Here is a 22704-nt window from a genome sequence, read left to right as displayed (position 1 = left end):
CCCACAGCGAGCGCATAGTGTGTGATGCCGTTCCCGGACGGCCGTGGGACCGGAGTGAACTCCCCATGGGTTCGCGGCCGGTGCCACGTCCGAAGCGCCAGATACCTTCATCACAGGGGGAGTCACAAGCATGCGATCCATACGGCCGTCGTTCAGTGTTCGGCGAGGGAGGGGCCCCCGCCGCAGCTCCCCCGCACTGGCGGCGGTCACCCTCGCCTCGGCGCTGGCGCTGACCGCCACCGCCTGCAACGGCGACGACAACGCCGGCGGCAGCCCGACCGCTTCCGCGACCGTGGCCGGCAGCGGCGACGGAAAGATCAAAATCCCGGACGACCTCAGGAAGAGGCTCAAGGACCACGGGATCGACATCGACAAGTGGAAGAACGGCGCCTGGAAGAACTGGAACAAGCAGGACTGGCTGCGCGAGGCCAACGACTTCATCAACCCGATCATCAAGGGCCTGTGGGACCCGGACCGGATGCGTCACGCCAACGACCCCAACAAGGGTGTCAACGACAACGACATCTCCGGTGACCAGGGCGTGACGGACCCGACCCCGCAGCCGGTGAAGGCCCGGGCGGTGGCGCCGCCGTACCACACCAACGCGGCCACCTCCGGCAAGGTGTTCTTCGACTCCCCCGAGGGCCACATGGTGTGCTCGGGAACGGTCGTGGAGGACCCCGCGCACCCGGGCAAGTCGAATCTCGTCTGGACGGCGGGTCACTGTGTGCACGCCGGCAAGAGCGGCGGCTGGTACCGCAACATGGCCTTCGTGCCGTCGTACAACAACTCCGGCAAGCCGGTCGCTCAGCTGCAGCACGCCAGCAGGTCGGAGGTCGCCCCGTACGGCGTCTGGTGGGCCGACGCGGCGAAGACCTCGCAGCAGTGGATCGACCAGGGCGGTGAGACCGGCGGCAACGGTGCCTCCTACGACTACGCGGTGATCCACGTGACGCCGGAGCAGGGCAACGGCGGCAGGTCGCTGGAGGAGACGGTCGGCGGGGCGCTGCCGGTGAACTTCAACGCTCCGGCGGTGCCGAAGGTGAAGGGCATCACCGCGTCCGGCTACCCGGAGGCGGCTCCGTTCGACGGTCAGCTGCTCTACCAGTGCACGGACAAGCCGGGCCGGCTGTCCCTCGCGCAGGCGGACCCGACGATGTACCGGATCGGCTGCACGATGACCGCGGGTTCCTCCGGAGGGGGCTGGGTGGAGACCGGTTCCGACGGTAAGCCGGCGCTGGTGTCCAACACGTCGATCGGTCCGGTGACGTCGGGGTGGCTGGCCGGGCCGCGGTTCGGTTCCGTGGCCAAGGGCGTGTACGAGTCGGTCAGCAAGAAGTTCGCCGGGCAGTAAGGGGGTTGGAGTCCCCCGCCCCTGAAGGGGCGCGAAAGGCCCGCCCCCGAAGCGGGAGCGGGCCTTTCGTCCAGCCGTGGGTCAGGCCGCCGAGAGCGGTGTGTACGGTGCCAGGTCGGCCGCCAGCTCCTCGTGGACCCGGACCTTGAGCAGGGTGCCCTCCGCGGTGTGCTCCTCGGAGATCACCTCGCCCTCGGTGTGGGCGCGGGCGACGAGCTTGCCGTGCGTGTAGGGCACGAGCGCCTCGATCTCGACCGACGGGCGCGGCAGATCGTTGTCGATCAGGGCGAGCAGTTCGTCGATGCCCCGGCCGGTGCGGGCCGAGACGGCGATCGAGCGCTTCTCGACCCTGAGCAGCCGCTGCAGGACCAGCGGGTCGGCCGCATCCGCCTTGTTGATCACCACGATCTCGGGCACGTCGGTGGCGCCGACGTCCCGGATCACCTCGCGCACGGCGGCGAGCTGCTCCTCCGGGTTCGGGTGCGAGCCGTCCACCACGTGCAGGATGAGGTCGGAGTCGCCGACCTCCTCCATGGTGGAGCGGAACGCCTCGACCAGGTGGTGCGGCAGGTGCCGGACGAAGCCGACGGTGTCCGCCAGCGTGTACAGCCGCCCGCTCGGGGTCTCCGCCCGGCGGACGGTCGGGTCCAGGGTCGCGAACAGGGCGTTCTCGACCAGGACGCCGGCGCCCGTGAGGCGGTTGAGCAGGGAGGACTTGCCGGCGTTGGTGTAGCCCGCGATGGCGACGGACGGCACCTTGTTGCGCCGGCGCTCCTGGCGCTTGATCTCGCGGCCGGTCTTCATCTCCGCGATCTCCCGGCGCATCTTCGCCATCTTCTCGCGGATCCGCCGCCGGTCCGTCTCGATCTTGGTCTCACCGGGGCCACGCGTGGCGAGGCCGCCGCGACCGCCACCCATCTGCCGGGACAGCGACTGGCCCCAGCCTCGCAGCCTCGGCAGCATGTACTGCATCTGCGCGAGCGCGACCTGCGCCTTGCCCTCCCGGGACTTGGCGTGCTGGGCGAAGATGTCCAGGATCAGGGCCGTACGGTCGATGACCTTGACCTTGACGACGTCCTCCAGCTGGATCAGCTGGCCCGGGCTCAGCTCACCGTCGCAGATGACGGTGTCGGCGCCCGATTCGAGGACGATGTCGCGCAGCTCCAGGGCCTTGCCGGAGCCGATGTAGGTGGCCGCGTCGGGCTTGTCGCGGCGCTGGATCACGCCGTCGAGCACGAGCGCGCCCGCGGTCTCCGCGAGGGCGGCCAGCTCCGCGAGGGAGTTGTCGGCGTCCTGGGCGGTGCCGGTGGTCCACACCCCGACGAGCACGACCCGCTCCAGGCGGAGCTGTCGGTACTCGACCTCGGTGACGTCCTCCAGCTCGGTGGACAGACCCACCACGCGGCGCAGGGCCGCGCGCTCGGAGCGGTCGAACTGGTCTCCGTCCCGCTCGCCGTCGATCTCGTGGCTCCAGGCGACGTCCTCTTCCATCAGGGCATCGGCCCGAAGACCCTCGGGATAGGCGTGCGCGAGGCGCTTGGTGTCCTGGGAAGGGGAAGAAGAGGAGGTCATTGGATCCTTACGTCGATGGGATGCCGTTACGGTGTGGTACGGCGGTCCCGCGGGACCGCTGCTTGGGTCAACGCACGGGTACCCCGGGAGATTCCCGTGTCCCGCCCCGCGCCGACCCGAAGATGGTCGCACGAGGCGGCACGTCTCGTCACCGTGTTATCGCCCGGTCCGCGGCTTGACCGGCTTGACCGGCTTGACCGGTACCGAGGGCTTCCGGTTCGCCTGCGTCGCCCTGGCCTGCCCCGCTGCCTTCCCGTGCGCCTTCGGCGCCTTGGCCGGGCCCGAGGCCTTCCGGTCCGGCTTGGCCGACTTGTCGGGGTCCGACACCTTCCAGTCCGGGTGGCCGGGCATCGGCGGGGTCTTCTCGCCGTACAGCCAGGCCTTGAAGAACCCGCTCAGGTCCCGGCCGGAGACCGTCGAGGCCAGCTGGACGAAGTCGGCGCTGGTGGCCGTGGAGTCCCGGTGCGCGCGGGCCCATTCCCGCTCCAGCCGCTCGAAGGCCGGCCGGCCGATCTCCTGCCGCAGGGCGTAGAGGACGAGCGCCGCGCCGTCGTAGATGTTGGGCCGGAAAATGCCGATCTTCTGGCCCGGGGAGGGCGGCTTGGGCAGGCCGGGCGGGCCGCCGGCCGCGCGCCAGCTGTCGGAGGCGGCGTAGGCGGACTTCATCCGGTTCGTCAGGGACCGGTGCGCGGTCTCCTCGGCGTACAGCGCCTCGTACCAGGTGGCGTGCCCCTCGTTCAGCCAGACGTCGGACCAGGTGCGGGGGCTGACGCTGTCGCCGAACCACTGGTGGGACAGCTCGTGCACCATGATCGACTCCTTGTACCACCGGGGCAGGGAGGACGCGGTGAACAGGTCCTTCTCGAAGAGCGACAGGGTCTGTGTCTCCAGTTCGAAGCCCGTGGATGCCTGTGCCATGAGCACGCCATAGGTCTCGAACGGGTACGGGCCGACCTTGCTCTCCAGCCAGGCGATCTGGGCGGGCGTCTTGGCGAGCCACGGTTCGAGGGCCTTGGCGTCGGCGCTGGGCACGACGTCACGGAGCGGCAGCCCGTGCGGTCCCTCGCGGTGCAGCACGGCGGACCGGCCGATGGAGACCTGGGCGAGTTCGGTGGCCATGGGGTGGCGGGTGCGGTAGGTCCAGGTGGTGGTGCGGCCGGCCCGGTGAACCCCGGCGGGCAGGCCGTTGGCGACGACGGTGTAGCCGGTCGGGGCGGTGACGTGGAAGGTGAACATCGCCTTGTCGGACGGGTGGTCGTTGCACGGGAAGACCAGGTGGGCGGCGTCGGCCTGGTTGGCCATGGCGAGGCCGTCGGTGGTGCGCACCCAGCCGCCGTCCTGCTCCTTGACCGCGGCCGGATCGCTGGTGTGCTTCACCGTGATCCTGGTCCAGCTGCCCTCGGAGAGGGGGTGGTCCGGGGTGACGACCAGGTCCTCGCCCGCGCTGGTGAAGCTCGCGGGTTGCCCGTCGACCTCGACGGACCGCACGGTGCCGTGCGCGAAGTCCAGGTTGATCCGCTCCAGGTCGGCGGTGGTCCAGGCGTCGATGGTGGTGACGGCCTGGAGCGGCTTGTCGTTGGTGCCGGGATAGGTGAGCGACAGGTCGTACGACGTCACGTCGTAGCCCGGGTTGCCCAGGTACGGGTAGAGCCGGTCGCCGACACCGAGCGGCTTGGCCGGGGCCCCGGCGGCGAGGAGACAGACGGAGACGGCCGAGGCGAGCAGGGCCGCCTTGCGGTGCCGGGAGACACGGGGGGTTCGGGTCCGGGACTGCGAGCGGGCGCGGCGGTTGGAGCGGAGGGTGAGCGGCATGCACCACCGCTACCAGGGCGCTCCGGCGCTACGACGGCGACGCGCGCCCGACCCACCCGAACGGGTCCCGTCCGGGGGCCTTCCGCGTACCTCCTGTCGCGGGGCGCGTGGCCGTCGTACCGGGCCCCGCATCACGGTCCGGCGTCCCTTCGTCACGCTCCGGCGTCACTCAGGGGGCAGGGGCCTGGTGTTGGGCGCGGGTCACGTCGTAGACGCCCGGGACGTCCCGCATGGCGCGCATCAGGGCCGGGAGGTGGGCCGCGTCGGGGAGCTGGAGGGTGTAGGTGTGCCGTACCCGCTGCTGGGTGGGCGGTTCGACGGTGGCGGAGACGATGTCGACGCCCGCCGAAGCGATCGCCTCGGTGAGGTCGGCGAGCAGATGGGGGCGGCCGAACGATTCAGCGACCAGCGTGACCCGGCACTCGGTGGTGTCCCCCCAGCGCACGCCGATCTCCGTGCGCCCCCGGCCCTTCATGTGTGTCACCGCCGCGCACTCCACCCGGTGCACGGTCACCACTCCCCCGCGCACCGTGAAGCCGGTGATCTCGTCCGGCGGCACGGGCGTACAGCACCCGGCGAGCCGCACGGCGGCCCCCGGGCGGTCCGCGAGCACATCGGCGCGCCAGGGGCGGGACGGCGGAGCTTCCCCGGCGGGGGCGGCGGTGAAGTCGGCGGGGGCAGCGGCATGTGCGGGGTGAGGTGCGGCGGTGTCCTCGGCCGGTTCGGCGCGTGCGCCGGTCATCTCGTCCGTCCCGGTGCCGCCGCCGGGGTGCGTCGCCAGCCAGCGCTGGATGGCGATGCGGGCGCCCGGGGTGTGCGCGTGCTCCAGCCACTCCCTGGAGGGCTCGGAGGCCGGGTCCTGGCCCATGAGCAGCTGGACGGTGTCGCCGTCCCGCAGGACGGTGCTGAGGGTGGCCAGGCGGCCGTTGACGCGGGCGCCGATGCAGGCGTGCGCGTCCTCGCCGTACTGGGCGTAGGCGGCGTCCACGCAGGTGGCGCCCTCGGGCAGGCCGAGCGTGCCGCCGTCGGGGCGGAAGACGGTGATCTCCCGGTCCTGGGCGAGGTCCTCGCGCAGCGTGGACCAGAAGGTGTCGGGATCGGGCGCGGCCCGCTGCCAGTCGAGGAGGCGGGAGAGCCAGCCGGGACGGGTGGGGTCGGCGCGCTCGCCGTCGGCGGGGTGCTCGGAGGCATGGGATACGGAGGCGTCGGATGCGGCGGCGTCGGATGCCGAGGCGTCGGATGCGGGGGCGTACGGGTTGCCGAGGGCGACGACGCCGGCCTCGGCAACCTTGTGCATCTGGTGGGTGCGGATGAGGACTTCGACGACCTGGCCGTCCTGGCGGGCCACGGCGGTGTGCAGCGACTGGTACAGGTTGAACTTCGGTACGGCGATGAAGTCCTTGAACTCCGAGACGACCGGCGTCATACAGGTGTGCAGTTCACCGAGGACGCCGTAGCAGTCCGCGTCCTCTCCCACCAGCACCAGCAGGCGGCCGAAGTCGGCGCCGCGCAGCTGTCCGCGTTTGCGGGCCACGCGGTGGACGGAGACGAAGTGCCGGGGCCGGATGAGGACTTCGGCCTGGAGACCGGCCTCGCGCAGCACCCCGCGCATCTCGTCGGCGACCTCGGCGAGCGGGTCGTCCGGGCGGGCGGCGTTCTCGGCGATCAGTTCCCGTGTGTGCTCGTACTCCTCGGGGTGCAGGATGGCGAAGACCAGGTCCTCCATCTCCGTCTTCAGGGCCTGCACGCCGAGGCGTTCGGCGAGCGGGATGAGGACGTCACGGGTGACCTTGGCGATCCGCGCCTGCTTCTCGGGGCGCATCACGCCGAGGGTGCGCATGTTGTGCAGGCGGTCGGCGAGTTTGATCGACATCACGCGCACGTCGCTGCCGGTGGCGACGAGCATCTTGCGGAAGGTCTCGGGCTCGGCGGCGGCTCCGTAGTCGACCTTCTCCAGTTTCGTGACACCGTCGACGAGATAACGGACCTCCTCGCCGAACTGCTCCCGCACCTGATCCAGCGTCACATCGGTGTCCTCGACGGTGTCGTGGAGCAGAGAGGCCGTCAAGGTCGTGGTCTCGGCGCCGAGTTCCGCGAGGATCAGGGTCACGGCGAGCGGGTGGGTGATGTACGGTTCGCCGCTCTTGCGCATCTGGCCGCGGTGCGAGGACTCCGCGAGGACGTAGGCGCGGCGCAGCGGGTCGAGGTCCGCGTCGGGGTGATGGGCGCGGTGTGCCTCCACGACATGGCCGATCGCGTCGGGCAGTTTGCCGCGGACGGCGGGGCCGAGCAGGGCGGCCCGGCCCAGTCTGCGCAGATCGAGCCGTGGCCGGGACTTCCTGCGGTCCGCCCGGGGCACCGCGGGGGCGGAGGCCGCCGCGGATGCTGTGGGCGCTACCGGGCCAGGGGTCGCAGGGTTCGTGGCCTCCGCACTCATGGGCACCTCCGGCTCGTGGACCGGCGGACGGGGGCCCCAGGGCGTACGCGGCTCAGGGATGGCGACGTTCCCCCGTCCGTGCCGGTGCTTGATGCTATCGAGCCCACCACGTGCGACCGACCGCCTCTCGGCGACCGTGAAACGGATCACCCATTCGAGCGACGGAAAGAAGGTTTAGGTTTGCGCCAACCGCCCTCCGCTCGCTCGCGGTTGGGAACGCCCCCGGTCGCGGGAAACCGCTGATCCAGGGACTGGAGGGCGTTGTCCTCGTCGTTCCGCCGGGTCAGCGAAGCGCGTTTTCCAGCCATTCGCCGTCGATCTCGCCCTCGGCGACGATCACGGCGGGTCCGGTCATCTCGATCTGGCCGTCGGGCCGCTCGGTGATGACCAGGCGGCCGCCGGGCAGGTCGACGGTGTACGTGGCCGGGGTGCCGGTGACGGCCGGGTCGGCGCCGTCGCGCCGGGCGGCGGCCACGGCGACGGCGCACGCGCCCGTGCCGCACGAGCGGGTCTCGCCGGAGCCGCGCTCGTGCACCCGCATGGCGACGTGGCGGGGGCCACGGTCGACGACGAACTCGACGTTGACCCCGTCGGGATAGGCGGCGGCCGGGCTGAACGGCGGCGGGTCGTACAGGTTGCCGGCCTGCGCGAGGTCGTCGACGAAGGCCACCGCGTGCGGGTTGCCCATGTTCACGTTGCGCGCGGGCCAGCTGTGCTCGCCGACGCTCACCGTGACGTCGCCCTCGGGCAGGCGGGCGCTGCCCATACCGACGGTGACGTCACCGTCCTTCGCGATGTGGACGGTCTTCACGCCCGCGCGCGTGGCGATCGTGAGGTCACCTTCGCTCACATGTCCTGCGTGCTGGAGGTAGCGCGCGAACACACGGACTCCGTTGCCGCACATCTCGGCGACCGAGCCGTCGCCGTTGCGGTAGTCCATGAACCACTCGGCCTCTGCCGCCATGGACGTGGCCTCCGGGTGCGCGGCCGAGCGCACCACGTGCAGCACCCCGTCGCCTCCGATTCCGGCCCGGCGGTCGCACAGGGCGGCGACGGCGGCCGGGCTCAGGTCGAGGGCGTTCTCGGGGTCCGGAACGATCACGAAGTCGTTCTCGGTGCCGTGACCCTTGAGGAAGGCGATCCGTGTGCTCATTCCTCGATCGTACGGGAGCGCTCCGATGGGGTTGGCCGAAGGAGGCAGGGGGTGGTACAGGACTGCGCGAGGCCGCGGGCCGCTGGAGGTTGCCCGCGCCGTTCCCCGCGCCCCTGCGGGGCGCGTCGGCTCGGCGTGTTCAGCGCAACCGAGCTACGCGCCACATGGCCAGGATCACCACTACGGCCACCAGCAGGACGTATCCGAGTACGACCCGCCAGTCGGGGCGACGGCCCGAGCCACGTGCCGGCAGGCCGGGCAGGGTGTAGCCCACCTTGCGGGCGGCCATCATGGCCCAGCCGGCGGCGCAGGAGCAGATCAGCAGGCCGAGCATGGCGATGACGGCGCCGCTGTCACCGAAGTCGAAGGCGAGCGGGAAGGCGAACATCAGGGAGCCGACAGCGGACAGGCCCACGATGGGGGCGAGCTGCCAGAGGCGCAGCCGGCGCTGCGGGCGCAGCTCGACCTCGACCTCCGGACCGCCCGGGTACATCTCCTCGGGCTCCGGCCCGTCGTCGGTCACCCCGTCCGGCGTCTCGTCGGGGCCGTCGTCGGTCAGCCGGGCTTCGGCAAGGGCGTCCTCGGCGAGCGGGTCCTCGGGCGACCGGTCCTCCGTACGACGGCCTTCGGCGAGACGGGGTCCGGTCAGCCGCTCCTCGCCCAGGCGGTCTCCGTTCGGGCGGCCCTCGGCCGGGCCCGGTTCGTCACCCTCGGTGGTGACGCACTCGGCACTTTGTGCGGTGTCGCGAGGGCCGGCCTCCATCGCCACGCGCCCTCCCAACTAGGCTCCACTTGGTCGATCGAAGCTCGATGATGGCACGGCACCGAAGGCCGCGATGACCGGCGGCGCATCCCGATGCCATGACGTGATCAGGCTGTAACCGGTCGTTCGACCAACGTCAGGGCCTGCTGCGGAAGTTCCCCGCGGTCCGCCACGGCCCCACTCAACCAGTTGACCCGCGGATCGCGCCTGAACCATGAATCCTGGCGGCGCGCGAAGCGCTTGGTCGCACGGACGGTCTCGGCCCGCGCTTCCGCTTCGGTGCACTCCCCGGCGAGCGCCGCGAGCACCTGCTGGTAACCCAGCGCGCGCGACGCCGTGCGCCCCTCGCGCAGACCCTGCGCCTCCAGTGCGCGCACCTCGTCCACGAGGCCCGCCTCCCACATCCGGTCGACGCGGCGCGCGATGCGCTCGTCCAGTTCCGGACGAGCCACGTCGACGCCGATCTGGACGGTGTCGTAGACGGAGTCATGACCCGGCAGGTTCGCGGTGAAGGGCCGGCCGGTGATCTCGATCACCTCCAGCGCCCGGACGATACGACGGCCGTTGCTCGGCAGGATCGCGCGGGCGGCCTCCGGGTCGGCGGCGGCCAGGCGGGCGTGCAGCGCGCCCGAGCCGCGCAGGGCGAGCTCCTCTTCCAGACGGGCCCGGACCTCGGGGTCGGTGCCGGGGAACTCCAGGTTGTCCACGGCCCCGCGGACGTACAGGCCGGACCCGCCGACCAGGATCGGCCAGCGGCCCTCGGCGAGCAGTGCGTCGATCCGGGCCCGGGCCAGCTTCTGGTACTCGGCGACGGAGGCGGTGACCGTCACGTCCCAGATGTCCAGCAGGTGGTGCGGGATGCCGCCGCGTTCCTCCGGCGTCAGCTTGGCGGTGCCGATGTCCATCCCTCGGTACAGCTGCATGGAGTCGGCGTTGACGACCTCCCCGCCGAGCTGTTGTGCCAGGAAGACGCCGAGATCGGACTTTCCGGCCGCGGTGGGTCCGACAACGGCGATGACGCGGGGGCTGGGGGGTGCACTGCTCACCGCACCAGTCTCGCAAACCTGCTGGCGGTGCCTCGAACGAGTTACGTGACGGGTCGGGTCGCGGGTCGTTCCCCGTGCGAGATACCCCCTCCGGTCCGCCGGAGGCGGTGACCCGGGCGGCGCAACCGTACGCACCGGGTAACGCGGGAATTCGCCCGCACGAGTACCGTATGGAGTGGATATGGGCGTTTTTGCACGACTCCTCGGCAGGTCGAAGGCGACTCCGGAGGCGTCGGTCGCCGAGGCGGAGGCCGGCGCGGAGTCGGCAGAGGCCGAGGTGGCGGAAGCGGAGTCGGCAGAGGCGGCCGGTTCGGCGGAGGCGAAGGGTTCGTCCGGGGACGGGAGCGAGGACGTGGCGGCCGGGTCGGACGCCGGTGCGGACGACGCGTCCGACGGCTCCGGCATCCCCAAGCAGCAGTCCGCCGAGGAAGCCGCCGACAACGAGGCCGGCGAGGGCGCCCGCAGGTAACCGCCCGCGAGGGAAGGTGGACCATGGGTCTGAAGGACAACATGAAGGCCAAGCTCGGCCCGGCCAGGGACAAGGTGTCGGATCTCGCCCGGCAGCACGGGGACAAGGTCCAGCACGGTATCGACAGGGCCGCGAAGGTCGTGGACGAGCGGACCAAGCACAAGTACAGCGACAGGATCCAGGCGGGCACCGGCAAGGCCAAGGAGGCGATGGACCGCCTCGCGCACAAGGAAGGCCCTGGCCCGCAGACGGTCACCGGCGAACCGACGGCCCCCACCCGGCCGGAGGGCCCGCCACCGGCTTCCTGAGTCTCCTGAAGGGCATGCGGATCGGCGGACGGTCGTGAGCACAGCAGCGCTCCCGGCCGTCCGCCGTTTCGCGCGTACGGCGGGGGTCCTCCGCGCGTGCCCTGCCGGGCGGACCGGGTGGCCGCCATGTCCCCGTTGCGGCCGGGGGGCCGGCACGGACCTGGCCGGGACGTCCGGCAACGCGGCTGGGGGTGCCCCTACGGGGGAGTGCGTGCCGGACGTCGCCGGGCAGGCGGGAATGTGACGACAGGGCCCAGACCGCCACCACGAACCCCACCACGGCAGATCCGCACCACGGCCAGACCACCACGGGCCGATGCCCACCACGGCCAGGTGCCCACCACGAACAACCCCGCCGGGACCAGGTCGCCCCCGCGCACGCGGGCAGGGCCAGGTCGGCGCCATGCCTCGTCAGGACCAGGCCGCCACCACGTACCCCACACCGTACGGCGCGTCCTCGTACAGCAGCGCGCCGGCGAGGGCCGCGCCCTCGGCGGCGCCGGCCAGGACCTGCCAGGGGGCCCGGCCGGAGGCCTTCAGCTCGTGCGCCGGCTCGGCGTCCAGGGCCCGGAGGGCCGCCACGTCCGCCGCACCCAGCGCCCGCGCGACCTCCGCGTCGAAGGGTGCCGCCCGCTCGTCCAGGTAACCCGGCGCCTTGACCGTGCGGCACGCGCTGCCGTCCCCCATCACCAGCAAGGCCACCCGGCCGGCCCTGGCGCCGATCTCCCTTCCGGCTTCGATGCACCGCTCGGGCGCGAGTGATTCCCCGACACCGAGTCCCTCGATCGGGGCATCGGCCCAGCCCGTCCGCTGCAGCAGCCACGCGCCGACGGCCAGCGACGGCGGCAGCTCACGCTCACCGACGGTGTCCGTCCCGGGCCCGAGGCGTACGTCCAGGTCGACCCCGAACCCGCGGAAGGATCCCCGGGTGCCCTGCGGAAACGATCCGCGCCCGCTCTCCTCGACGGGCCCGACCACCACCAGGAGGTCCGGGCGGGCGGCCGCGAGCACACCGAGCGCGTCGGCGCAGGCCGAGCGCGCGGCGTCCATCTCGGGTGCGGCACCCGCGGCGACCTCGGGCACGAGCAGCGGAGGGCAGGGACAGACTGCTGCGGCGACAAGCATGATCGGCAGGGTACGCGGTCAGGCGGTCGGTAGGGGTAGGGGTCGGGACCAGTCCCGCTCCCGCTCCCACTCCCGCTCCCACCCCCGCTCGGCGAAGAGGAAGTGGTGGGTGAACTCCGCCCGGTCAGTCGCAGCCGCAGCCGGAGCCCGTCGCGACCGGCAGCGGCTCGGGCACGCCGATCTTCGGCAGGCCGAGCATGACACCGGCCGGCTTGGCGGCCTCGGCGGCGTTGCGCTTCTCCCAGGCGTCTCCCGCGCGCGTGCGGCGCACGTCGAGGACGGCGCCCTCGGCGAGGAGATGGTGCGGGGCGGCGTAGGTCACCTCGACGGTGACCACGTCACCGGGGCGGACCTCCTGCTCCGGCTTGGTGAAGTGGACCAGCCGGTTGTCGGCGGCGCGGCCGGAGAGGCGGTGCGTGGCGCCGTCCTTGCGGCCCTCGCCCTCGGCGACCATCAGCTCCAGTGTGCGGCCGACCTGCTTCTTGTTCTCCTCCCAGGAGATCTCCTCCTGGAGGGCGACGAGCCGCTCGTAGCGCGCCTGGACGACCTCCTTGGGGATCTGGTTCTCCATGGTCGCGGCAGGGGTGCCGGGCCGCTTGGAGTACTGGAAGGTGAAGGCCTGCGCGAACCGGGCCTCGCGGACGACGTGCAGGGTCTGCTCGAAGTCCTCCTCGGTCTCGCCGGGGAAGCCCACGATGATGTCGGTGGTGATCGCGGCGTGCGGGATGGCCGCCCGGACCTTCTCGATGATCCCGAGGTAACGCTCCTGGCGGTAGGAGCGGCGCATCGCCTTCAGGACCGTGTCCGACCCGGACTGGAGCGGCATGTGCAGCTGCGGCATCACGTTCGGTGTCTCGGCCATGGCGGCGATGACGTCGTCGGTGAAGTCACGGGGATGCGGGGACGTGAACCGCACCCGCTCCAGGCCCTCGATGGTCCCGCAGGCCCGCAGCAGCTTGCTGAAGGCCTCCCGGTCGCCGATGTCGGAGCCGTAGGCGTTGACGTTCTGGCCGAGCAGCGTGATCTCGGAGACACCCTCGGCGACCAGCGCCTCGACCTCGGCGAGGATGTCACCGGGGCGGCGGTCCTTCTCCTTGCCGCGCAGGGCCGGGACGATACAGAAGGTGCAGGTGTTGTTGCAGCCGACGGAGATCGACACCCAGGCCGCGTAGGCGCTCTCGCGCCGGGTCGGCAGGGTGGAGGGGAAGGCCTCCAGCGACTCGGCGATCTCGACCTGTGCCTCCTCCTGCACACGGGCGCGCTCCAGCAGGACCGGCAGCTTTCCGATGTTGTGCGTGCCGAAGACGACGTCCACCCAGGGCGCCTTCTTCACGATGGTGTCGCGGTCCTTCTGCGCGAGGCAGCCGCCGACCGCGATCTGCATGCCGGGCCGCGAGGCCTTCTTCGGCGCGAGCCGGCCGAGGTTGCCGTACAGCCGGTTGTCGGCGTTCTCCCGGACGGCACACGTGTTGAACACGACCACGTCGGCGTCCCCGTCCGAGCCCTCGGCGGCCCGCACATACCCGGCCCCTTCGAGCAGCCCGGCCAACCGCTCGGAATCGTGGACGTTCATCTGGCACCCGTAGGTGCGCACTTCGTAGGTCTTGGGTGACTGAACGTCCACTGCCGGGCTCCGGTCGCTGCTGCTGGTCATGGGTCAAGGGTAGGCGGTTCCCGGAGACCGCTGCCGTGGCCCTGGTTGTCCGCAGCAGTTCATCGACCGGTTCCACAATCTGCGACTCTCTTCGCACGATGCGTCATCGGAAAGGTGTACGCGGGGACCATTGCAGCAAAGCCGGAGGTCAAGCGTCGCTTCACTGGCTGGCGCGCAGCTACGGACGGCCCGAGCGTCACGTGGTGCGTGCGTCGGTCGAGAGTGCATCCGCAGGACATGGCGATGACAACGGTCTGCCTTGCGGATCGCGATCGACAGGGTCGGACCGGGAGTCGCTGGTGTGCCGTCCGGGCTGCTCAGCAGGAGACGGCCATGGACATGCGTACGAGAGCGTCGAACAGGTTCTGCTGGGCGGGGTCACTGTGCGCGGTGTCCTCCGGGTGCCACTGCACGGCGCTGAACCAGCCTCTTGCGGTGGGTATTTCGAGGGCTTCGATCGTGCCGTCCTCGGCGGTGGCTGTCACGGTCAGGCCGTTGCCCAGGCGCTCGACCCGCTGGTGGTGGTAGCAGGATACTTCGGCCTTTTCGGCACCCACTGCGTGTGCCGTCCGCGTTCCTGGGCGGATGGTCACCGGGTGCAGCAGATGGCGATGCTCGTGGTCCGGGCCGCCCATGTCCTGGTGCAGGGTGCCGCCGAGGGCGACGTTGACGACTTGGAGGCCCCGGCAGATCGCCAGCAGCGGGATCCCCGTCTCCAGTGCCTGGTGGGCGACTTCGAGGTCGAAGGCGTCCTGGAGGTGGTCGACGTCGTAGACGCTGTCGTGGCGGTCGGTTGCGCCGTAGCGGTGCGGGGCGATGTCGCCGCCGCCGGGGAGCAGGACGCCGTCGAAGCGGGCGAGCCGGGTGGCGACGTCGGTATGGGTGGGGTCCGACGGATGGATGCTCACCGGTTCGCCACCGGCCCGCCAGACGGCCTCGACGAGGGCGCGGGCGTTGACCTCGGCGGCGTACCGCAGCACGGAGGTGGTGGCGGAGAAGCGGGCCGGGATGGCTATGAGCGGGCGCGTCACAGCTGGATCCAGGTGGTCTTGAGTTCGGTGTACTTCTCGAGGGCGTGGACGGACTTGTCGCGTCCGTTGCCGGACTGCTTCATGCCGCCGAAGGGCACCGTCAGGTCACCTTCCTCATAGCAGTTGACCCAGACCGTCCCGGCCTTCAGGACGCGGGAGACCTTGTGGGCGGTGGAGAGGTCGGAGGTCCACAGGCCGGCGGCGAGGCCGTACTCGGTTGCGTTGGCGAGGCGTACGGCCTCCTCGAGGTCGTCGAAGGTGAGTACGGACAGGACGGGGCCGAAGATCTCATCACGGGCCAGCCGCATGCCGGGGTCGACCCGGTCGAAGACGGTGGGCTGGAGGAAGCTGCCGCCGGTGGCGGTCACGGTGCGGTCCCCGCCGGTGCGCAGTCGGGCGCCCTCCGCCCGGCCGGTGGCGATGTGCTCGAGGACGCGCTCCAGGTGGTCTTCCGAGACGAGGGCGCCCATCTCCGTCGCCGGGTCCAGCGGGTCGCCGACCTTCAGTTCCCGCGCCCGCCGGACGACGGCCTCGGTGACCTGCTCGGCGACGGAGGAGTGCACGAGGAGCCGGGAGGGGGCGGTGCACATCTCGCCCTGGTTGAAGAAGATGCCCCAGGCGGCGGTGGCGGCGGCCTTCTCCAGGTCGGGGGCGTCGGGAAGGATGATGTTGGGCGACTTGCCACCGAGCTCCAGCCAGACGCGTTTGAGGTTCGAGTCGGCGGCGTAGCGCAGGAAATGGCGGCCGACGGCGGTGGAGCCGGTGAAGGCCACGACGTCGACGTCCGGGTGCAGGCCGATGGCCCGGCCTGCCGTCGGGCCGTCACCGGTGACGACGTTGAGGACACCTGGAGGGAGGCCGGCTTCGGTGGCGATGCGGCCCAGCAACAGGGCCGACAGCGGGGTCGATTCGGACGGCTTCAGGACGACGGCGCAGCCCGCGGCGAGGGCCGGGGCGACTTTCCAGCCGGCCAGGGTGAGCGGGAAGTTCCACGGCACGACCGCGCCGACCACGCCGGCCGGCTCCCGTGTGACGAGGGCGAGGGTGTCGGGTGCGGTGTGCGGGGATTCGCCGGTGAGCTTGTCGGCCAGTTGCCCGTACCAGCGGAAGGTGTTGATCGCAGCACGCAGTTCGATGTCGTGCGCCTCGGTGATCGGTTTGCCCATCTCCAGGCTGATCGTGAGGGCGAGTTCCTCGCGTCGTTCTTCGAGGAGGTCGGCGATCCGCAACAGGGTCCTGCCGCGGTCGGCGGGCGCCATGCGCGGCCAGGGGCCGGAGTCACAGGCACGGCGTGCGGCCGCGACCGCGAGTTCGACCTCGGCCTCGCGCGCGTCGGCGACGTGGGTGAGGATCCGTCCGTCGCGGGGGGCGACGACGGGGAACGTTGCGCCGCTGCCGCTTTCGGCCCGGCCGCCGATGTGGTGCTGAGTGGGCAGGTGGAGCTTTTCGGCCCGGGTCAGCAGTTCCTCATGGGTGACGGTGTGCATGGAGGTCTCCGGACGGCCTCTCACTCGGCGCCCGAAGTGCCGGATTCGAGCAGCCGGCCGCCGTCCCACACCACGCCGACCTGCCGGTAGTACGCGGCGATCGGCTCGCGGATCTCCAGCCGGGCCAGCTCCTCGGTGGGGGACTCGAACAGTTCCAGTTCGGCGTCGCCGACCCAGGGCCGACCGCCCTCGACGGAGGCGGCGCCGGACTCGATCAGCTCGTCAAGTGCGAGGCCCTTCCCCTTCTCGATCGACGGCAGCCAGCGGTGGTGGGCCATCGGGTGGGCGTTGACGAACCCGTTCGTCTCCGCCGGCTCGCGCAGGGTCACCACGGCCTGGGCCAGGCGCCGGTCGGCGGCGGCGAGGGTCGCGCCGAACCGTGCCCCGGCCTCGATCCGGGGCGCCGGCCCGTAGGGGTGCGGGCGGCTCTGGTGGATCGAGCCGAGCTTCTTCGGGTAGCCCTGATGCAGTCCGCGGGCTAGGGCGAAGTCCTTGTCGACCCAGATGTACACGCAGCGGGTGTAGGTCTGGCCCTTGTACTGGCAACGGACGACGGCGAACGCCTCTTTGTACTGGGCGCGCACCGGATCCAGCAGCTCGGCGCCGGATGCCGAACACGACTGCCAGTCGGCCCAGATCAGCGCGACCGCGCCGGGGTCCTCGTCGGCGAGTTCCAGCGGCTCGGGCAACATTTCGCGCACCCGGGCCGGGTCGGTGCGGTACTCGACGGTGAGCAGGTCGCCGGAGTAATGCCACGGTGGGGAGGGAATCAGCGACGAGGCACCCGTCGCCGTCCTGGGGTGGAAGTAGCCACGGACGCGGGCCATGCCATCACGCTCCAGAGAGATCAGCAGTGGCGGATACGCCGTCTGCGACAGACGCGGCGGGCGGGGAGAGGTGCGCCGTCGCGTGAGGTTCGAATCGACCGCCCGGCTTCCGGATCACCGTCGGACGGGTTGCGGTGATCCGGTGACGCACGGGGCGGTCAGGAGCGGGCGAGCTGCTCCAGCCGCTGGTGCAGGTGCTCGACGTAGGTCTCGGATTCGGGCTTCATCAGCACGCTGCGCAGAATGCGCGCGCCGTCGGCGTCGGCGGTGATCTTCGGGTGTCGGGTGGTGAAGCGCTCGGCGCCCACGCGGAGGGTGCTGAGGAAGACCGGGTCCTGGGTGTCGGTCATCCCTTCCTGCAGGATCCGGTTGCTGGCCGCGTCGATCTCCGAGAGGGTGGTGCCCGCGGTCAGCGGGAAGTAGCCGACAATGTCGAGCTGCGGCGGCTGGTAGAGCTCGAGGTGCTCGGAACCCTCGATCAGTTCCGCCCAGCGCAGCGCCGCCCGCCGGCCGGCCGCCAGCACCTGGCCCAGCCCCTCACGGGTGGGCGGCAGCAACTGGAAGGTGAGCCACAGCGCGGCGGCCGCCGCACCCGCCCGGGAGCATTCCAGGCTGATCTCGCCCAGGTGCAGTTCCTCGGAGGTGAAGTACGTGTACGGCGAGTCGTGCAGGTAGAACCGGCCGACCGAGGGGTCGCGGAAGAGGACCGCGCCACAGCCGTAGGGCTGCAGGCCGTGCTTGTGCGGGTCGACCACGATGGAATCGGCCTGGGCGACGGCCTGCCAGGGCTCGGCCGGCAGGCCCTCGGGGCCGTCCGCGCCGGCCAGCAGGGCGAAGAATCCGCCGTAGGCGGCATCGACGTGGATCCGCACACCGTAACGCTCACGCAGCGCCAGCGCCTCGTGGACCGGCTCGACGGCGCCGAGCCCGGTCGTACCGGCGGTGAGCACCACCGTGCCGACCCGGCCGCCGCGCAGCAGCTCCTCGAGCGCGTCGAGGTCCATGCGGCCGAGGCCGTCGGTGGGGACGGGGAAGCCTTCCACCCCGAGAACCCCGCACATCCGGCCGTGCGTGTAGTGGGCCTCGGTGCTGTACGCGACGCCCTTGCCCGGATGCAGTTCGCGCGCCACGAACAGCGCCTCGAGGTTGGCGACGGTGCCGCTGGTGGTCAGGTGCCCCAGGTGGGTGTCGTAGCCGAACATCGTGGCCAGCTGCTGGACCACCTCCCGCTCCATCGCGGCGGTGGCCGGACCACCGTCCAGGGCGTGGTTGTTCGGGTTGATCAGCATCGCGGTCAGGTAGCCCACGACCGCTGCCGGGTGGGGCGGCTTGAGCATCTGGCCCGCGTAGCGGGGGTGGAAGAAGGGGTAGTTGTCCTTCAGCCGCTCGGTGAAGACGTCGAACGCGGCGGCGAACCGGTTGTCGTCGACGGCCAGTGCCGGGTGCGGGTCGAAGGGTCCGAAGGTCTTCGCCCACTCGGCGTTCGACGCGACCGCCGAAGCCAGCCACTTGTTCAGATCCATTCCGTCCCTCTTCCTCGATCTGGTGTATGGACGCGGTGGGGCTCAGCGCTTGGGCGGGCGGACGCCGCGGAATTCCCAGTCGCCGCCCAGGGCGGTCGAGAGCACTTCCTCGGACTCGGTGGGCTGGGCGCCGACGTCGGTGCGGACGGCGGTGGGGCCGGTGACGACGTGGTTGGTGAGTCTGCCCAGTCCCTCGACCTCCACCTCGACAACGTCGCCAGGCTGCACGGGACGGGAGTTGGCGGGGGTGCCGGACAGCAGGACGTCGCCGGGACACAGGGTGATGGTGCGGGCGATGTCGGCGACGAGGTAGTGCATGTCCCATGCCATCTCGTCGGTCGAGCCGTCCTGGACGACCTTGCCGTTGACGTAGGTGCGAAGCCGCTTGCCGTGGAAGTCCCAGTCGGTGACCAGGCCGGGACCGAGCGGGCACAGGGTGTCGGACCCCTTGACCCGGAGCATGGACCCGGCGTCCGTGTCGCGGAAGTCGTGCAGGCCGAAGTCGTTGGCGATCGTGTAGCCCGCGATGTACTCCCCCGCCTCGGCCGGGGAGATGTTGCGGGCCGTCCTCCCGATCACCAGGGCGACCTCGCCCTCGTAGTTGAGCCACTTGCAGCCCGCGGGGCGGACGACCGCGCCCTTGTGGCTGTTCAGTGCGGAGACCGGTTTGTGGAAGTAGGTCGGGGAGTCCGGCAGGCCGATCCGGAACTCGTCCACGCGGCTGCGGTGGTTGAGGTGGACCGCGATCACCTTCGAGGGGAGCACGGGGGGCAGATGGTGGGCCTCCTCGGTCCTGACGCGACGGCCGTCCCCGGCGACGAGCTCGTCCCCGTCGACCGTGACCTGGACGGCGGCGCCGTCGAGGAGAACGCGGCGGTACTCGGGCATGAAGGGCTCCTAGATACGGCTGTGAGGGGTGCGCGAGGCGGGCAGGCCGGTGCCGGTCCAGCCGTCGGCGGGGCGGTCGAACCAGAGGTGGACCTGACCGGTGCCCACCGAGTTCTCGTACTCGCCGTACTGGCGGGCCCTGGCCCTGCACGCCCGCTCGCCGAGTGCGCCGGCCATCATCAGGTAGTGGAAGAAGTTGGCCTCGGGCTTGTACTTCCAGAACGCGTCCATGGTGTCGAGGACCCTGTCGTGGCGGCCCTCCTTGAACCAGGCGATCCGCTCCTCGTCGGCCGCGCGCGCCTCGGGCGTGAAGATGTGCGTCGGGTCGCTGGCCTCGTGGTCGCGGATCTCACGCAGCGGCCAAAAAGTGTGCGACAGCGCTCCGGAGGCGATCAGCAGCACCCGGCGTCCCGGGGTGGCGGCAATGCCGTCGGCCAGCGCCCGGCCGAGGCGCAGATGGTCCTCCATGTCGCCGGTCTGGCAGACGCCGATCGTCACCCACCGCTTGTCCTGCAGTCCCTCACCGAGGAACTTCCACAGGTTGACGGTCGCGTAGAAGATCGGCAGGTACACGTCGTCGATCGCCGTGATGAACGTGCCGTGCTTGTCCGCGAACGACGCGATGTTGTGGGCGAGTTCGGGGTCACCGGGGAAGTCGTACGGCATTCGGCACATGCCGCGCGGCAGTTCCTCGGAGGTGAACAGGCCGGCCCGGCGGGGCTGTGCGGTGACGACGAACTCGACGGTGGTGGCCCAATGGGAGTCGAGGACCACGACGGTGTCGTATTCGTTGGCGGCATCGCGCTCGAAGACGTCCTTGCGGAGCTGTCTCAGGCCGGTGACGAGGGTGATCTCCTTGCCCTCGTTCAGCTCCCGCCGGGTCTCCTCCGGGAGCACGATGGTGGGGACGTGGGCGAGCAGGCCCGCGCCGACGATCTCACCCATGGTGCTTCCATCCGTTCGGTGCGGTGACGGTGTTCTTCACGTCGCAGTGGAAGTCGAAGCTCCAGGTGCCGCCCTCGCGGCCCATGCCCGAGTGGCGGGAGCCGCCGAAGGGCGCCTTCAGGTCTCGGACGAAGAAGCAGTTGACCCAGACGGTGCCGGCGACCAGTTGCGCGGTGACGCGCTCGGCGCGCTCGGGGTCGCTCGTGGCGACGGTGGCGGCCAGGCCGAAGCGGGTGTCGTTGGCGAGCCGGACCGCCTCTTCCTCGCTGGTGAAGGTCTGGAGTGTCAGCACCGGGCCGAAGACCTCCTCCTGGACGATCTCGGACGTCTGGGCGACGCCGGTGAGGAGCGTCGGCGCGTAGTACTGCCCCTCCTCGGGGTGTCCGCCGATGACCGCACGGGCGCCGGCCGCCAGTGCCCGCTGCACGAAGCCGTCGATCTTCTCCAGCTGGTGGGGGTGGATGGTGGGGCCGATGTCGGTGGCCTCGTCCCGCGGGTCGCCCTGCTTCAACCGGGACGCCTTGTCGACGAAGCGGCGGGTGAACTCCTCGGCGACCGTCTCCTCGACCAGAATGCGGGTGGCGGCGAGGCATACCTGCCCGGCGTTGTCGTACTGCTCCACCGCCAGGTCGACGGCCAGGTTCAGGTCGGCGTCGGCGAACACCAGCAGCGGGGACTTGCCACCCAGCTCCAGGCTCAGCGGCGTCAGGTTGGCGGCGGCCGACGCGGCGATCCGCTGCGCGGTCGCCACGGAGCCGGTGAAACTGATCCGGCGCACGTCCGGGTGCGAGGTGAGCGTGTCGCCGATCTCGGAGCCGTAGCCCTGCACCACGTTCAGGACACCGGCTGGAAGCCCGGCCTCGGCCGCGATGTCGGCCAGCAGCGAGGCGGTCAGTGGAGACCACTCGGCCGGCTTGAGGACGACCGTGTTGCCCGCCGCCAGCGCCGGTGCCACCTTCCACGTGGCGAGCATCAGCGGTGCGTTCCAGGGCGTGATCAGCACGCAGGGGCCGGCCGGGTCCCAGCTGACGTGGTTGGTGTGACCGCGGGTCTCGAAGTCCTCGTGCTCCAGCTTCAGCAGCCAGTCGGCGAAGAAGCGGAAGTTGTGCGCGACGCGGGGCATGACGCCGCGGCGGTGGGAGCGCAGGAGGGCGCCGTTGTCGGTGGTCTCGACGAGGGCCAGCTCTTCGAGCCGCTTCTCGACTCCCTCGGCGACGGCGTGCAGGATGCGGGCGCGCTCGGGGCGCGGGGTGGCGGCCCAGCCCGGGAAGGCGGCCTTGGCGGCGGCGACGGCCGCGGCGGCCTCCGTCGCGGTACCCCGGGCGATCTCCCCGATAACGCTGCCGTCGATCGGTGAGATGTCGGTGAACGTCTCACTGGAGGCGACGCGCTCGCCGCCGATCCAGTGCCGGGTGTCAACGGATACCCCGGCGATGACAGCCGCTTGGGACTCGCGGGTCATGTCCCAACCTCCAGTTCGTTTGACCCCAAATAAACAGACGAGTCGCGAGAGCGTCAAGCCCTGCGCGAAGATTTATTTGGGACCAAACGTTTTGGCTGGAGGCCGACGGCTGTCCTCCGCGGCACGCCCCTGCGGATCCGGCGAGCGCACGCCGCCTCCGACGAAGAGCGCGACGCTCCGAGGCGAGCACGGCACGTCAACGGGGACCGTGGGCTCCGACAGGCCCTAGGGGCGCGGACGGCGGCCCGAGCGCCGTGGGGCGAGGTTCTCGCCGTCGAGGAGCTCCCGCCTGCGCTGCTCACCGTGCTCCTCGAGCCGGCCGACGATGACACGCAGACTGTCGGCGAGTTGCAGGCACTGGTCGGGGCTGAGCGGGGCGGCGACGAACGCTTCCTCGGCATTGAAGGCTGGGAACAGCTCCTCCATGAGCTTCCCGCCTTCCTGGGTCAGCGAGAGCAGGACCCGGCGACGGTCCTCGGGGTGGGGAGAACGGGCCACGAGGCCGCGCGATTCGAGGGTGCGCGAAATGCCGGTCAGGGTGCCCTTGGAGATGCCCGCCTCCTCGGCCACGGACCAGGTTTCCGCCTCGCCCCAGATCCACAACACCCACAGCACGACGAAGCCGGTCCACGTCAGCTCGTGCGGACGCAGCACGGAGTTCTCCAGGTGCTGCCGGACGGCGGCGGCCGCCCGGTGGATGTTGCCCACGGCCGCCATGGCCTCGCGCTGCAGAGTCAGGCCACCCAGCCGCCGCTGGACAGCTCGCTCGGTTTCGGTGATGGATCGGCGGGGCCCGGACACGGGCTTCTCCTCGTCGTTGGGGCGGTGCGGGCCGCCGAAGCTTCATT

General features: G+C 71.1%; 19 protein-coding genes. 3 read left to right on the top strand and 16 right to left on the bottom strand.

Annotated features, from left to right (window positions below):
- Positions 1-130: 130 nt before the first annotated feature.
- Complete coding sequence (locus ABZ624_RS33565; RefSeq protein ID WP_360097646.1) at positions 131-1354, top strand: hypothetical protein; 1224 nt, start codon at positions 131-133, stop codon at positions 1352-1354.
- 81 nt (positions 1355-1435) lie between these two features.
- On the opposite strand, the gene hflX is transcribed toward ABZ624_RS33565, so the two are convergent.
- The 6 genes from hflX to miaA all read right to left on the bottom strand — a co-directional run bounded on the left by hflX (position 1436) and on the right by miaA (position 10137).
- On the bottom strand, positions 1436-2926 hold the full coding sequence (hflX, locus tag ABZ624_RS33560; protein ID WP_360097643.1) for a GTPase HflX: 1491 nt from the start codon (positions 2924-2926) through the stop codon (positions 1436-1438).
- 156 nt (positions 2927-3082) lie between these two features.
- Positions 3083-4738 carry a M1 family metallopeptidase gene (locus tag ABZ624_RS33555; protein ID WP_360097640.1) on the bottom strand — a complete coding sequence of 552 codons (1656 nt, stop codon included), beginning with the start codon at positions 4736-4738 and terminating at the stop codon, positions 3083-3085.
- A gap of 169 nt (positions 4739-4907) precedes the next feature.
- Entirely contained in the window at positions 4908-7175 is a 2268-nt protein-coding gene (locus ABZ624_RS33550; protein ID WP_360097637.1) for an HD domain-containing protein, read from the bottom strand.
- Between the two features lie 283 nt (positions 7176-7458).
- Complete coding sequence (gene dapF, locus ABZ624_RS33545) at positions 7459-8328, bottom strand: diaminopimelate epimerase (protein ID WP_360097634.1); 870 nt, start codon at positions 8326-8328, stop codon at positions 7459-7461.
- A 139-nt stretch (positions 8329-8467) separates the two neighbouring features.
- Positions 8468-9091, bottom strand: a complete 624-nt coding sequence (locus tag ABZ624_RS33540; RefSeq protein WP_360097700.1) for a hypothetical protein — start codon at positions 9089-9091, stop codon at positions 8468-8470.
- Between the two features lie 107 nt (positions 9092-9198).
- The gene (miaA, locus tag ABZ624_RS33535; RefSeq protein WP_360097631.1) at positions 9199-10137 is read right to left on the bottom strand and encodes a tRNA (adenosine(37)-N6)-dimethylallyltransferase MiaA; all 939 of its coding nucleotides are present in this window, start codon (positions 10135-10137) and stop codon (positions 9199-9201) included.
- Between the two features lie 181 nt (positions 10138-10318).
- Here miaA and ABZ624_RS33530 point away from each other — a divergent pair, with 181 nt between their 5' ends.
- On the top strand, positions 10319-10606 hold the full coding sequence (locus ABZ624_RS33530; protein WP_360097628.1) for a hypothetical protein: 288 nt from the start codon (positions 10319-10321) through the stop codon (positions 10604-10606).
- Positions 10607-10629: 23 nt separating this feature from the next.
- Positions 10630-10914, top strand: a complete 285-nt coding sequence (locus ABZ624_RS33525) for an antitoxin (protein WP_360097625.1) — start codon at positions 10630-10632, stop codon at positions 10912-10914.
- Between the two features lie 411 nt (positions 10915-11325).
- Here ABZ624_RS33525 and ABZ624_RS33520 read toward each other — a convergent pair whose 3' ends face one another.
- The 10 genes from ABZ624_RS33520 to ABZ624_RS33475 form a co-directional block, all read right to left on the bottom strand.
- A complete protein-coding gene (locus ABZ624_RS33520; RefSeq protein ID WP_360097622.1) occupies positions 11326-12039 on the bottom strand; it encodes a class III extradiol dioxygenase subunit B-like domain-containing protein in 714 nt (237 codons plus the stop codon).
- Between the two features lie 124 nt (positions 12040-12163).
- Complete coding sequence (gene miaB, locus ABZ624_RS33515; protein ID WP_360097619.1) at positions 12164-13693, bottom strand: tRNA (N6-isopentenyl adenosine(37)-C2)-methylthiotransferase MiaB; 1530 nt, start codon at positions 13691-13693, stop codon at positions 12164-12166.
- A 317-nt stretch (positions 13694-14010) separates the two neighbouring features.
- The gene (locus ABZ624_RS33510) at positions 14011-14724 is read right to left on the bottom strand and encodes a gamma-glutamyl-gamma-aminobutyrate hydrolase family protein (protein ID WP_360097616.1); all 714 of its coding nucleotides are present in this window, start codon (positions 14722-14724) and stop codon (positions 14011-14013) included.
- Positions 14721-16211, bottom strand: coding sequence for an aldehyde dehydrogenase (locus tag ABZ624_RS33505; protein WP_360097613.1), 1491 nt, complete (start codon positions 16209-16211; stop codon positions 14721-14723). Before ABZ624_RS33505 ends, ABZ624_RS33510 begins: the two co-directional genes overlap by 4 nt.
- Positions 16212-16231: 20 nt before the next feature.
- The gene (locus tag ABZ624_RS33500) at positions 16232-17038 is read right to left on the bottom strand and encodes an acetoacetate decarboxylase family protein (RefSeq protein WP_360097610.1); all 807 of its coding nucleotides are present in this window, start codon (positions 17036-17038) and stop codon (positions 16232-16234) included.
- 158 nt (positions 17039-17196) lie between these two features.
- Positions 17197-18561: an aminotransferase class I/II-fold pyridoxal phosphate-dependent enzyme gene (locus tag ABZ624_RS33495; protein ID WP_360097607.1), complete on the bottom strand. Its 1365-nt coding sequence runs from the start codon at positions 18559-18561 to the stop codon at positions 17197-17199.
- A 42-nt stretch (positions 18562-18603) separates the two neighbouring features.
- Positions 18604-19449: a fumarylacetoacetate hydrolase family protein gene (locus ABZ624_RS33490; RefSeq protein ID WP_360097604.1), complete on the bottom strand. Its 846-nt coding sequence runs from the start codon at positions 19447-19449 to the stop codon at positions 18604-18606.
- A gap of 9 nt (positions 19450-19458) precedes the next feature.
- The gene (locus ABZ624_RS33485; protein ID WP_360097601.1) at positions 19459-20394 is read right to left on the bottom strand and encodes a 3,4-dihydroxyphenylacetate 2,3-dioxygenase; all 936 of its coding nucleotides are present in this window, start codon (positions 20392-20394) and stop codon (positions 19459-19461) included.
- Complete coding sequence (locus ABZ624_RS33480) at positions 20387-21856, bottom strand: aldehyde dehydrogenase (RefSeq protein WP_360097598.1); 1470 nt, start codon at positions 21854-21856, stop codon at positions 20387-20389. The genes ABZ624_RS33485 and ABZ624_RS33480 overlap by 8 nt, the downstream gene beginning before the upstream one ends.
- 225 nt (positions 21857-22081) lie before the next feature.
- Positions 22082-22657, bottom strand: coding sequence for a MarR family transcriptional regulator (locus ABZ624_RS33475; protein WP_360097595.1), 576 nt, complete (start codon positions 22655-22657; stop codon positions 22082-22084).
- Between the last annotated feature and the right edge of the window lie 47 nt (positions 22658-22704).

This window comes from Streptomyces sp. NPDC007205 (assembly GCF_040634095.1).
GTDB lineage: Bacteria > Actinomycetota > Actinomycetes > Streptomycetales > Streptomycetaceae > Streptomyces.
Note: the sequence above shows the minus strand (reverse complement) of the source record. Positions and strands in the feature narration are given on the sequence as shown.